The organism is Dyella sp. NPDC103356, from assembly GCF_055584465.1.
This window is the reverse complement of record NZ_JBVJLZ010000020.1, coordinates 1-12035: the sequence shown is the minus strand read 5'-3', so window position 1 is coordinate 12035 and position 12035 is coordinate 1. Positions and strand designations below refer to the sequence as shown.

Here is a 12035-nt window from a genome sequence, read left to right as displayed (position 1 = left end):
GCCAGGCCGGCCTGCGGCAACGTCTCAACCGTTGGCGCCGATAACCTGATGGGCGTAGGCATTGGCACGAAGGTCCGAACGCTCTGTACGCGCAGGTATTTCAGGTCGCTGCGATAGGTCACCGCGCCCGTGTCAGGGTTGCGGATGATCAACCCGTAGTTGAACGGGAATTTCAGCGATCCGGCCTGCACGACATCGAAGATGTACCACTTGCCCGTCGCCGGCTGGGTCTGGCAGAAAATGTCGAACGACCAGTTATTCCCCGACCTGGTCGTCTGGATGACCGAGATCGGCCATGTCCCGGTGACGGCCAAGATAGGCGCCGTGGCAACGACATTGATCGTCGTGTCGGCGCCTGCGTTGAGGTTGTAGGTGCCGGTGGCCAGCAGCGCGTGGTTCGGATAATCCGATCCAACCTGCACCGAGTTAGGGCCATTGCGGAATCTCGCTCCAATGGTCATGAGCGAACCCCGTAGATGATCAGCACGGTGATCGTTGCCGCCGTCCAGGACAGCACCCCATTGCTGTCGATGCTGGCCGATGGGTAAGTGTCGAGAGGCGTGATTTCCGTGGTTGGGTTGACCACGGCGAACGGCAGGCCCGTCGCAAAGCCGGGGTGTGTGAGTGCGCCGGCGGTGTTTGCGGTGGTGAGTACCGTGCCGAGGATGCGCGTCATTGAGGTAGACGTGTCCAGCAGCACGGCGCCGGTATCCTGCCGGCGTACGCGCAAGCCAATGGCCATTAGCTGAGCTGCCCAATCTCGATGACAAGGACGCCATTGGCAATGTTCTTCATGCGCAAGCCGTTGCCGTCGATCGTGTTGGTCAAGGCGTCATTCGCGAACTGCATGAAGCCGCCCTGTGACATGCTTCCCTTGTTGATGATCCAGCTCGGTATCGCGGACGAGTTGGTGGACACCGACTGGATCGTGTTGCCGATCTTGGCGTTGGTGATCGTGCCGTCGGCAATGAAGGCCGATTTGATGAACACCTGCCCGCCGGTGACGATGAACGGGAACTGCGCGATCGAGGCCGGGTCGTTCGGATCGAAGATCGCGAGCGTGGTCGCGCCCAGCAAGATTTCCGACGTGACTGTGCCGCCCGACGCGTCGACGCCCAGTGCGATGGAGGCCAAGTACCGCTGGTTGTTGGCTGCGACCTGCGTCTGAATGAAGTAGTTGGCCGAAAGCTTGCCGCTGGCATCGGCCGCGGCCTGCGAGCTGACCTGCACGGCCGCGGACATGTCGCCCACGGTGGCCTGGATCAGGTCGACGCGCGATGCCGTAGCGCTGTCGCCATCCTGGATAAACGACAGCAGCGTCCAGCTGCCTGCGAAGTTGATGCCATCGCCGGCATATTCGTCAGCGTCGCCGGCCATATCCGGCGTGGCCAGCTGGATGGGCAACAGCACGTCATGCGCGAGCTGTGTCTGCGTGATCTGCCCGGTGAGGTATGTAAGGATGGTGGCCGCATCCGAACTCGCCTGGCCAAGCACCGGCCCTACCCATGGGCCGGGATCGTTGTTCGTCTTGCTGACCAGGCGCGCCCAGAAATAGAACGCGGCGCCAGCTTCCAGGCCTTGAATGGTCTCGGTGTTGTTCGGATAGGCGGGCGTGGCACAGAGCTGAGAGGCGTTGAAATCGTTCGTCACGCCGTAACGCACCTCGGTGCCAGCGGCGTCAAGCACGCCGAACCCGGTCGGGAACGCCCATAGCAGGCGAATGCCGAACAGCATCGAGGTCGACGACAGCGACTGCAGCGCGCCCAGCGGCCACGGCTTGCCGTCGACCGTCACCGGGTTCTGGTTCCAACTGCCTGGAAGGCCACCTGTACCGATCGCCCGGGCACGCACTAGCCAGGTTCCTGCGGGAATAGTCGCGTCGATGGTGTTGGTCGCGCTGATGCCCACCGATTGCCAAGTCACGCCCCCATCAAGGCTGACCTGGAATTCGTAAGCTGAAGCGCCAGCAACAGGCACCACATATAGGTGGACAGTCTGCGTACCGTTGTTCTGGTTGATGCCAACGCTACCCACATCGGGAGCGCCGGTGACGGGCGTCAGCAGCGACGGCGAGCCCGGCGGCGGCACCGTGCTGTCGGTCTCGGCGACATACACGTCCGGCGCGTAGTTGGCTGCACGCAGCTCGTACACGTCATTGCCCTGCGGCGTGCAGCTCACCAGCAACGTCGACTGCGCTTGCTGGCTGCCAGGGCCGAACTGGAACGCTGTTGGCTCCGCTTCGACGCCATCAGAAACGAACAACGCTGCCTTCTGCTCATCGGTCAAACCAGTCAGCACCATATGGAACAGATCGACACCCTGCACGACCTTGTACGGGCCCTGTCCAGAGCCATCGAGCGCGCGGAGCCCGACGAAATGCTGCTGACCATCAAACCAAGCCAGCGGCTGACTGGTCTCCAGGATCATGGTGTCCGGGTCGTAGCTGACGATCCGGCCGGCAATGCCCCACTGCGGCACGTCATGGCTGATGTCGATACGGTCGCCATACCGTGGGATCAGGCCTTCCATTTCCATTTGCCAAGTAACGAACTTGCGCTGATCGCGATTGCAGGCCGACATGTACATGCCCTCGCGGAACGCCTGGTCGCGCGAGGTGCAGCCAGTGAGCTGGACGGACTTCGGATTGAGTTTGGGGCTGCCGGTGAGCGCGCAGTCGACTGTCTGCGGCGCCCAGGTGTTGGTGTTGGTGTATTCGACTTGTACGTAATCGGCCGTCGTAAAGTCGGGAAAGACGTAGCTGATCTTGAGGGAGTTGGCCACCATGTTGTCTGGCGTGACCAGCAGCACCGGCGTCGCCCGTGGTTCATCGCGGATCATCTCCACGACGCCGGCGTAATACATCGGCATGGCCCGGCCCACGCGGGCGATCTGCGTTACCGCATCCCACAGCGTGACCTTCGTATCGAAGATCCCATCGTAGGTATCCCCGCGCGCGTCCCACGTTTGAGCGTGCGCGAGCAGCCCGGAAAGGTTGATACGGTTGTCAGCCCAGCCTCGACCATAGGTCGTATTGCGGAAGGCGTCAGCGAGCGCCCAGGCTGGGTTACGTGTCGGCAGGTTGTTCCACGACGCACCATCCCACACTGGCAAGATACGCGTTCCAATGACGTTGACCTGGCGAGAGTTCGATCCACTCACTTGCTCGCCGGCCTTTAAGACCATGGCGATCATCGTGCAGTCGCCATAGGTCAACTGACTCGGCAGGAAAGCCTTCATTCCCTGCCAGCTGATCTGGTTGACGATCTGGCCGTCCTGCTGCTGCGGCGCATTGGCGCGCACGCGGACCTGATAGCGGCCCGCTGGCACTGAGCAGTCGTACGAGGTGAAGATCGCTTTCTGGACGTTGGCCCATTTGCTCTCGTTGACGATATCGAACCAGTCACCGAGCGTGTTGCCTTCATCGTCGATCAACTGCGCCTGCGCCTGCCAGGGGCTGTTCGCCGTCTGCTGCTTGCCGTTGGTGTCATAGCGCGACAGGCCGCCAGGCCACGCCATATCGAGAGCGATCAGGTTGGTTTGCGTCTCCGGCGGGCACGCAACGAATGGGCCGCTCCACGTGCCACCATCCGCCGGATATTGCAGCTGGATGCCAGCTACGTCCTGCGAGCTGACGACGTTATCTGGGAAAAGCGTGACCTGGCCGCCCGGCTGGATGACCTCATACTGCACATCATCGAAGGAAGTGATGTCTGTCTCGCCGAGCCGGATTTGCTCGATCTGCATCGTGCCCTGAGTCACGACGAACAGCTGGTACAGGTATTGGTCGTTACCGCGATAGTCGGTATAGGGCTGCGCAGCGAAATCGGGGATGGAACGGAAGCGGCCGTAGAGCACCGGCATGGATTCCATCAGGCGGGCTGTATTGCCCTGGGCACCGATGCTGTAATTTGGGCTTGTGTCCCCTCGATTCTGCCCAGCTGGTGGCTTCGGCTGAGGCATCATGGCATTGATCAGCGTTGTGCCAACGACGCTCACCGCACCAGCTAGCAGCAATGCACTTGTCGAACCAGCGGCGAATAGACCGCCAGCCGTCGCCAAAAGGCCAGCGGCGATACCTGCGGTAAACACCGACAAGGCGATGATCGCGATGATGGCCAGGATCTGCGATCCGCCACCGCCGCCGGCAGGCGGTTGTGCGATCACGATCAGAACTTCGCCATCCTTTAGGCAACGCTTCCAATCGTCAGCCAGCAAAAAATCCTTGCCATTGGTTGTAACGACAAATGGCTTGGTGCGCCGCATACGCCGTCCGCGTCCAATGATCAGCCCTTGCTTGCGCAACTGTGTATCGATGCGTGAACGGCCTTTGACGCGATGAACCCGGCGACCTACCTGTGGCCGTGCCCAATCGGTGATTTCGACGATCGTGGACTGCATTCGGCTTTCCTTTGGGCAATAAAAAACCCCGCCGGAGCGGGGTTTATGTTCATCCTATGTGGTTCGGGCTTAGATGCCCGTCCCTACTTTAAAAACGTCTTCTTTTAGGCCTTGCGCAATTTGCTGGATGCACCCTTCTAGACCTGGCTGAAGGTTGTCTTGCAAGCTCACGCCTTTGAATCCAGCATTCACGTCTCGCACGTCGCGCCCAATATAGGTCTTCGATAATGAGCCGCGCGGACCTGACACGGTGCATGCAAGCGTCAGGTTTGTAGCTATCGTTCCTTTGCTCAAGTGGTTGCGAACCTCGACCGAAACATTGGCTACCGAGCAATCAGCAGAGGCACCAGTTTTCGCGACGATCAGCATGGCAAAGCGAGTCGATAGAAACCTGTCAAGCGAAGGGGTTGTTTCCACGTCGTGGACTGATGGACCCAATCCAGCAACAGGAATGAGATTCGATGTCGAGGTTACTCGCACCGATTTATCCCCGGTAACAACAGTGCTCTGTGACGGGTCGCCAGCATTTAGGTGTAATTGAACCATTTCTTTTGAATAGCTACACCCCGTCAGCGCGAGCAAGCCGATTACTAACCATCCTTTCCGCATACCCTTTCCCCTTTCGCTCGAAAGACTAAAGGGTAGCCTAATCATGAAATCTGAAATAGCGACGACGCGAAAAGCCCATCAGCCGCAACTGGTTCTCGGGTGTCCACACAACGCCCATACCGTCCAGGGCGTGTAACGCGCCCGTACCGAAGCTCGTAAGCCAGACCCCTACATGCGGATGATCGCCGCCGCGCAACACCACTCCATCACCGTGTGTAGGCACATCGACCTGTTCCCAGATTCCCGTTGCCAGCTTGTCCGCGAACAAATCCCGCATTGCGTCTCCGAACGGCAGATCAGGCAGTGCGTGGCCGAAATAAGTGCGCTGGCAATGGAGCAATAGCCCTCGACAGTCATAGGCGTCGGGGCCGTCAGCGCCGAGCTCATAGCGCTTTCCGATCAGCGATGTGACTTGGCTTGGCGTCATCGCACGAGGCCGGGGAAGTCATCGGGCTGATAAAGCCGATGCGGGAATGGCCAATTATTGACATCGTCGAGCGTGCAGGTGATCTGAATCTGGAAGACATCGACGTCGACGCTGGTCGCGTACATCGTGATCGGAGGGTCCATCTGCGGAGCCGATAGATCGGACACCAGATAGGGCCTATAGATCACCTGGATAACCTGCGGATCCGCAGCGGCCTGTTCCAGCGAGCCCATCAGCTCCCGACCAACATTGTCGATCGTAATAACTAGCTGAGGCACATCGCCCTCGGCGAAGCCTGGAAGCTTGATGGAGAACGTGATCGCCGTGAATTGTACAGCCTGTCCGGGATTCTTCGGCGCATCCGGCTCCAACGTGGCAATGATGTCGTTGTAGCCGCGTACGACTCGCGCCGGAGTCGGTGCGCCAGCATCATCAACGAACGCTGGATGGATGAATTCCAGCGTATCAAAGATGATCTGCTCCGGTGGCGCGGAGGCATATGCCTCTTTCAGCGCTTGCGAATAGTCAGCCATCAGCTGGCCACCGGCATCGAGAGGGTTTCTAGCTTCGCCTGCACCTGGAACAGATTTGGGCTATCAGTGCCGTTGACCTGGTGTGCCTCAGTGAATCGAGCGCGTACAGGGTTTTTACCCTGACCGTTGATCAACGGCACAACAAACCACGACGTGCCGGCGTCGATTACGTTGTCCACGAACGACTCAAATGTTGCCAACTGCTCGGTGGTAAACATCCATGTAGCAGCGACATTCTTTGGCGTCGACTGGAAGCGTCGGCGCTGCCTAGCCATGCCGCCATCCATATTGGTACGTGAGAATGGATCGACGCCTTTGTAGTTGTAGTCGGATCCGACGCGGATCGCCGGCAAATCCGCCGGCCATACGGGATCTGCCATTACGCGTTTACTCCGGGGTTAAGCTGAAACTTCGTGCCGACAGCCTTTACGAGTGGGCCTTTGCCCTGTGCAACGTTGCTGGCCATCTTTTTCTCGGCCATGTCGATGAATACGTCCAGTGTCGGCATGCCCTTGTTGTCTTTGCTCTTTTGAGCGGTGGCTTGCGCGTTCTCGGATCCGGAACCTGTGATATGCACATTCACAGTCATATCGCCATTGCCACCACCGCCAGATGCAATGATTGGAGCGGTAGCACCAGGCGAATTGCTTCGCCCGCCTGCCTGAGCCGCAGGTTGCACAAATCCATCTTGGCCGCTGAGCAAATAGGTACGCGCGCCGGCGCGATACAGTTCGGGTTTGCCGCCCTCGGCAACCTCGTAAATGGTCCCTGCAGTCGTCGGTCCACCGTTCGCGCGGCCTGCAGCGCTGCCGAGCAAACTGCCCCAATCGTTATTGCCGTAGCCCGCACCGAAACCGATGCTCGTCGAGCCAGTACCCGAGAACGTATCGCCACCCAATACGTTGCTGCTGCTGCCAATGCTGTTGCCAAAGTAACTTCCGACGAAGTTCCCGAGCATCTGAAACAGTTGAGAAGTGCCTGCCTTCAACTCCATCCGCGTCAGGTCGGCAATGATTGAATTGGCCAAGCTGGTAAAGCTCAACTTGCCGGTCTGCCCAAACTGGACAATCGCATCAGCCATGCCATTGAAGGCGTCATTGAAAACTTGCTCTGTTTGACCAGCTACATCGGCGCCGGAGCGTGCGTAGTTGTCGAATGCTCTCTGTGCGCCCACCGTCCAATCCGACTGCATGGCATCGCGCTCGGCATAGAACGCCTTCTGCGCGGCCAGCTCCTGGTCCAGGGCCTGCTTGTAGTCGCTGACCTCCTGGTCATACGTCTGCGGCGTGATCTTGTGCTCGGCCAACTGCTTGCCGGCCTGAGCCTGCAGGTCGTCGTATTGGCGCTGGATAGCGCGCAGGCCGGCGGCGTCCTGGGTGTACTGGCTGCCGCGGCTGAGGCCGGCGAGCGAATCATTGTTCGCATCGCCCTGCTGTTTCTGCAGGCGAGCGATGTTGTCCTGCACGACCGCCATCGCTTCGAGCTGTTTCTGATGCTCAAGTGCGGCCTTCGCCGCGTCGCCATGCGCAACGGTTTCGTCCAGTAGCCCGGTGATGTATTCCTTTTGCGTTGCGCTGAGCTTGAGATGGCCGGTCGCAATGTCATTCAACACCTTGACCCGAAGCTTCTCGGCAGCGGTGAGCTTGTCGTCACTGCCGGCGGCTTCGTCATCCTGCGCGATGCGCTCCTTGATCGAGGTGACGACGTTGTCGTACGCCTCCTTTTGCTGCTTGGCTGCCTCGATCGCTTGCTGCGCAGCCTTCTTGGCTGCATCCGCCGCATCTTTCTGAGAGGCTGCCTGAATCGCGGTGGCTGCTGCTGCAGAGAGCGCACCGGTGGCGTCATCGCCCACACCAGGCACGCGTGCCGATTTCATGGCCTGCGCCAGCGCGTACTGCTGCTTCTGGACGTTGTTCATGCCGTCCGTGGCGGCCTGCTGGCTTAGCTTCGTGGCGTCCTGCTGGAACTTGGCGATCGCATCCTTGACCGTCTGCGTCGCCGTATCGATCTGCGCTGCATTGGCGATGACCGTCATCTTGTAGGTCCACTCGCGCACGCCAGGCGCGCCGAGCTTGTCGGCTTCGGTGAGGAAGTCATTCAACGCCGGCGCGGCCTTGCCCCAGATCGCCTGCGCGGTGTCGCCGAACTTCTGGTTCAGTTGGTCTTGTGCGTCCTGGAGCTCCTGGACCTTGGGCGACAGAGCCTGGACCTTCGCCTGATAGAGCTCAAGCTGACGCTGATCGAACGCATCAGCCGCAGCGTTGCCGCCGTTGCTAGTGGTGGTATCGCGCGCCGCGATCAGATTCGCGAAATGTTGCACCTGGGCTTGTGCGGCCGCGAGGTCCGCCTGCTGCTGCCTGAGTTGCGCTCCAGAGGTATCGGTAAAGTCGATGGTGGCCTTGATGCCCATCGCAGCATTTAGCTTGCCGTATTCGGTTGTGGCCTTCTGGACGCGTTCGATCAGCGCGTCGAGCGACTTCACCTGCTCGCCGGTTTCCTTCTGAAATTCCTCGGCGCGCTGGTTGTACGAGTAGACCGCATAGGCGACGGCGCCAATGGCGGCGATAGCCGCACCCCAAGGCCCGCCGACCAGGCTCAACGCAAAACTGCCCAAACTGGCTGCGCCGCGGCCGAGCAAGCCGAGCGCGCTGCTAGCGGCAAGTTCACGTTCCGCAATGGCCTGCGCCTCGGTGGCTGCGGTACTGGCAGCACGCGCTTCGACCAGGCGCATTTCCAGCGCGATCTGCTGTTGCTTCAAAGTGGCTGACGCGGCTACCGCGCCGTCGTATTGCACCTGGGCTTTGTTGTAAGCCGTCAGGGCTGCCTCGGCCTGCGTTGTGGCTACGGCCTCAGCACGAATGTTCGCCGACAGGGTCGCCGCATTGCGGACGTGCGCGAGCGTGGCCTGTGCGGCGGCATCCTCGGCCTCTGCTTTGACGATAGAGGCCTGTGCCGCGTCGCGTGCAGCCAATGCCTGCTGCCGTACGGCCACAACACCATCCAGCGCAGCCTCCGTCGCCTTGAGCTGCGTCGCTGCCTCTGCGGCCTGCGCATCGGCAAGGTTGGCAGCCTCGACGGCTGCGGCGCGCGCCTGAGCCTGCTGGCTGACAAGCGCCGTGCCAGCGCTGGCCGCGCCGCCCACGCCCGTACCCACCAGACGCGCAGCCGCCAAACCGCCAGCGACGCCTGCCAAGCCGGCCAGGTTCGACAGGTTGGCAGCCATCGCGCTGATGCTGGCCTCTGCTGCCTGATCGAAAAGACCGCCCGACAGATCGGCTTTCAGCTTGAACCAAGCCGTCGACAGGCGATTGAGCGACGCGTTGATGCCGGTGGCCGCATCGTCGGCGCCCTTGCCGGTCTGCTGCAACGCCTGGATCAGTGCTGGCAGGAAGCGCTGCACCGTCAGGTCGCCACCTTCCAGCAATTGCTGGAACGACTTGCCGGCGAGGTTCGTGCCTTGGGTCATCTGCATGACGGCCTGCTGGAAGCGCGGCACGACACCGGGGATGGCCTGGCCAAGCTGCAGCTGCAACTCCTGCGCCTGGATTTTGCCCTTACCGAAGATCTGCGACAGCGCAAGGATCGCGCTGCCGGTCTGGTCGGAACTGAGGTGCAGGACCGTGGCCGATCGGGCGAGACCATCGAACAGCGCCAGCTGCTGCGACATCGAAATGCCGTTCGCACTGGCCGCCGCCGACATCTGCGAGAAGCCGAGCTCGGCGGTTTTCAGGTCGAGGCCCAGCTTGTTCGCCTCCTCGGCGATCTGGGCGTACGCCGTGCCGGCGCTGAGGCTGTCGCCCGTGGCGGCGACAAGCGAGAAATGGATCTGCTGGACAGCACGCTGCGCATCAATCAGCGACTGCACGCCGGTCTTGACCGCATCGAAACCCACAAAGCCAGCGGCAGCGGCATTCAACTGCTTGATGCTGGTCGCAGTAGTCGACACCTGCTGCCGGATCTGCGCCAGCGAATCATTCGACTGACGCGCAGCCGCCACCATTTCGGAGCGAAAGACGGCCGACGAGCCGATCAAGTCGGCCCGGATCTGGGAGACAGTTGGCACGGTTGCGTCCTAAAGGGTATTGATGACGAAGTCGCCGAATTCGAGCGGGTCACCGTTGGCGGTGACGTGGCCACCGGTGGCGGTCATGTGCGTGAGCCTTGCGAGCATCCGTTCGAGCCCGGGCGAAACGGGATGCAAATTGCTGTATGCGATCAGCTCCGACAGCTCGCGCGAGGTGAGCTGCCGGAGCAAGATCGACGGATGGGCTACGCCGAAGCGCTCGCAGAGGTCGAAGAGCTGCCGTCGCCCGGGGCGGCTGCGGAGTTTCCCTCCAGCTCCTTGATATCGTCCTTGCTGATCGCGTTGAGCTTGCTGGCCTTGGCGAACAGCTTCTGGATCGACGATGCCGACAAGCTGCCCACAGATGCAACTTCGTCATCCGTGAACAAGCGCCGGCCGTCTTCGTCCACCAGACAACGCACGATCAATCGGGCGCGCGTGTGCTTCGGATTGAACCTCGCCTTCCCTTCGTCATCCAGGGTGAACTGCTCGCCTTCCCAGGCATCGCGGTCGCTGGCCGACAGTTCCTGCAGGCGCACGGAACCGTCCCATTCCTTGACCTCGACGTCGACGGTCTTCTTGCGGTCGGCGCCGAGGATCTGGTCTTTCGTGAGGAGCTTCGTCATTACGCGCCACTCCCGCTGCTAGCGCCGACCGCCGGGCCCGTCCATACGATGTTGCGCGGACGGACGGTGACCTGCGCGGTTTCAACAGCGTTGGCACCGTCAGGAAGCGACCAGCCGCCGACTTCGCTTTCGAAGGTGAACACTTCGTTCTGGCCGGTGGTGCCGCGGAAGAACAACGTCGGGCGCGGGCGCGTGAAGCACGCATCACGGGCCATGTTCTGGCCGGCGTCATTCACGACGCGCTGGAACTTGATCGTCATGTCCTGGATGTCGTCGAGGCCACCGATGTATTCCTTTTCGGTGGAGTCGTAGTTGGTGGCGTCCAGGAACTGCGCAGAACCGGTCGAAAACGGCGTATCCGACAGCTGGCCGATCTTCGTCCAGGTACCGCCGCTGCCGCCCGCGGTGCTCACCTCCAGCTTACGTAGCTGGGTACTCTTGGCTTTATTGGCCATGGTGGTCTCCAAAAAGAAAAAGCCACCCGGAGGTGGCTTAGAAGGTGCCGCCGAAGCGGCTGAGGTCCCGCGGTTGCGGTTTAGGCCCAGGCCTCCAGCTGAAAGGAGGCCCGGAAAAGCTTGGTGTCTTCCTCGTAATCGTCGGGAAGATCAGCGATGTGTCCGACCAGCTGCGCGGCGTAGAGCGCGGCGCGCGCGGCATTGGATGTGCGGCGGGCATCGCCGTAGGTCATGGCCCAGGCATCTACCTGGATGACCTTCTTCGACGCACCCGTACCGTCGCCGTCGTAGGTGGGTTCGTCGTTGCCGGTGATGACCAAGTACGTCAGGCGCGGCGTTTCCGAATCCTGCGGCGCGATCATTGGCCACGTCGGCGCCACGGTTTTCAGCACCTGGTTCGTTGCGGCAACGGGGTCGATGATGGTCATGCCTTTTCCCACTCCGCATCGAGCGCGGTGTACGTCATGTCGCGCATGGTCTCGACGGCCTGCGCGGCCGCTATTTCCATGGCCGGCCGGATGAATGCATAGGGAGGCATCTTCGACGTGCCCAGTTCCAGGAAGCGGCCCACGTAGTTGGTGACGATCGAATACGCCTGGTCATTCCCAGACGCAGGCTGTTTCTTGATCGTCGTTTTCTTGGCCGTCTCGCCCGTGGGCTGACCGCCTGTCTTGCCACGCTTCTGCTTGACGCGCCGGCGTGCCTCTTTCAACACGACGTTTGCACCGCCGCGCAGGCCTTTGTTGAGTGAACGTTGCGCTGCTGAACCACCAACGCTCAGCAGCTTCCGCTCCAGATCGGCCAGGCCGTCGACCTGCAGCTCAAAGTCAGCCATTGCTCGCTCCCGACACCGTCAGCACAGCCAGCTCGCTGCCATCGTTGCTGAGGCCGAAGTTCTTGACGTCGTAGATCACGCCGTCATGG

Annotated in this window: 13 protein-coding genes; all 13 read right to left on the bottom strand. The window is 61.1% G+C overall.

Translation table 11 applies throughout. The features are described 5' to 3' along the window. Positions 1–461 (bottom strand): hypothetical protein (locus ACZ6WW_RS23365; protein WP_465276311.1); only part of this gene is annotated, 461 nt, incomplete at its 3' end. Continuing rightward, positions 458–742 (bottom strand): hypothetical protein, encoded by a 285-nt coding sequence (locus ACZ6WW_RS23360; protein ID WP_465276310.1) that lies wholly within the window; start codon positions 740–742, stop codon positions 458–460. The genes ACZ6WW_RS23365 and ACZ6WW_RS23360, both read right to left, overlap by 4 nt. Then, positions 742–4398, bottom strand: coding sequence for a host specificity factor TipJ family phage tail protein (locus tag ACZ6WW_RS23355; protein WP_465276309.1), 3657 nt, complete (start codon positions 4396–4398; stop codon positions 742–744). Before ACZ6WW_RS23355 ends, ACZ6WW_RS23360 begins: the two co-directional genes overlap by 1 nt. Positions 4399–4467: 69 nt before the next feature. Further along, positions 4468–5007, bottom strand: coding sequence for a hypothetical protein (locus ACZ6WW_RS23350; RefSeq protein ID WP_465276308.1), 540 nt, complete (start codon positions 5005–5007; stop codon positions 4468–4470). Positions 5008–5044: 37 nt separating this feature from the next. Next, entirely contained in the window at positions 5045–5284 is a 240-nt protein-coding gene (locus tag ACZ6WW_RS23345) for a hypothetical protein (RefSeq protein ID WP_465276307.1), read from the bottom strand. Between the two features lie 146 nt (positions 5285–5430). Continuing rightward, entirely contained in the window at positions 5431–5967 is a 537-nt protein-coding gene (locus tag ACZ6WW_RS23340) for a DUF1833 family protein (RefSeq protein WP_465276306.1), read from the bottom strand. Beyond that, positions 5967–6347, bottom strand: coding sequence for a hypothetical protein (locus tag ACZ6WW_RS23335; RefSeq protein WP_465276305.1), 381 nt, complete (start codon positions 6345–6347; stop codon positions 5967–5969). Before ACZ6WW_RS23335 ends, ACZ6WW_RS23340 begins: the two co-directional genes overlap by 1 nt. Next, positions 6347–10030: a phage tail tape measure protein gene (locus tag ACZ6WW_RS23330; RefSeq protein WP_465276304.1), complete on the bottom strand. Its 3684-nt coding sequence runs from the start codon at positions 10028–10030 to the stop codon at positions 6347–6349. The genes ACZ6WW_RS23335 and ACZ6WW_RS23330 overlap by 1 nt, the downstream gene beginning before the upstream one ends. Before the next feature lie 9 nt (positions 10031–10039). Beyond that, positions 10040–10222 (bottom strand): hypothetical protein, encoded by a 183-nt coding sequence (locus ACZ6WW_RS23325; RefSeq protein ID WP_465276303.1) that lies wholly within the window; start codon positions 10220–10222, stop codon positions 10040–10042. A gap of 14 nt (positions 10223–10236) precedes the next feature. Beyond that, the gene (locus tag ACZ6WW_RS23320; RefSeq protein WP_465276302.1) at positions 10237–10656 is read right to left on the bottom strand and encodes a hypothetical protein; all 420 of its coding nucleotides are present in this window, start codon (positions 10654–10656) and stop codon (positions 10237–10239) included. Continuing rightward, positions 10656–11111, bottom strand: coding sequence for a hypothetical protein (locus ACZ6WW_RS23315; protein ID WP_465276301.1), 456 nt, complete (start codon positions 11109–11111; stop codon positions 10656–10658). Before ACZ6WW_RS23315 ends, ACZ6WW_RS23320 begins: the two co-directional genes overlap by 1 nt. Before the next feature lie 80 nt (positions 11112–11191). Beyond that, positions 11192–11539, bottom strand: coding sequence for a tail completion protein gp17 (gene gp17 / locus ACZ6WW_RS23310; protein WP_465276300.1), 348 nt, complete (start codon positions 11537–11539; stop codon positions 11192–11194). Beyond that, complete coding sequence (locus tag ACZ6WW_RS23305) at positions 11536–11946, bottom strand: HK97-gp10 family putative phage morphogenesis protein (protein ID WP_465276299.1); 411 nt, start codon at positions 11944–11946, stop codon at positions 11536–11538. Before ACZ6WW_RS23305 ends, gp17 begins: the two co-directional genes overlap by 4 nt. Positions 11947–12035: the final 89 nt, after the last annotated feature.

Coding starts and splice junctions, on each gene's coding strand:
- ACZ6WW_RS23305 (WP_465276299.1), bottom strand. CDS start 11,946: ATGGCTGACTTTGAGCTGCAGGTCGACGGCCTGGCCGATCTGGAGCGG.
- gp17 (WP_465276300.1), bottom strand. CDS start 11,539: ATGACCATCATCGACCCCGTTGCCGCAACGAACCAGGTGCTGAAAACC.
- ACZ6WW_RS23315 (WP_465276301.1), bottom strand. CDS start 11,111: ATGGCCAATAAAGCCAAGAGTACCCAGCTACGTAAGCTGGAGGTGAGC.
- ACZ6WW_RS23335 (WP_465276305.1), bottom strand. CDS start 6,347: ATGGCAGATCCCGTATGGCCGGCGGATTTGCCGGCGATCCGCGTCGGA.
- ACZ6WW_RS23345 (WP_465276307.1), bottom strand. CDS start 5,284: ATGCGGGATTTGTTCGCGGACAAGCTGGCAACGGGAATCTGGGAACAG.
- ACZ6WW_RS23320 (WP_465276302.1), bottom strand. CDS start 10,656: ATGACGAAGCTCCTCACGAAAGACCAGATCCTCGGCGCCGACCGCAAG.
- ACZ6WW_RS23350 (WP_465276308.1), bottom strand. CDS start 5,007: ATGCGGAAAGGATGGTTAGTAATCGGCTTGCTCGCGCTGACGGGGTGT.
- ACZ6WW_RS23360 (WP_465276310.1), bottom strand. CDS start 742: ATGGCCATTGGCTTGCGCGTACGCCGGCAGGATACCGGCGCCGTGCTG.
- ACZ6WW_RS23340 (WP_465276306.1), bottom strand. CDS start 5,967: ATGGCTGACTATTCGCAAGCGCTGAAAGAGGCATATGCCTCCGCGCCA.
- ACZ6WW_RS23355 (WP_465276309.1), bottom strand. CDS start 4,398: ATGCAGTCCACGATCGTCGAAATCACCGATTGGGCACGGCCACAGGTA.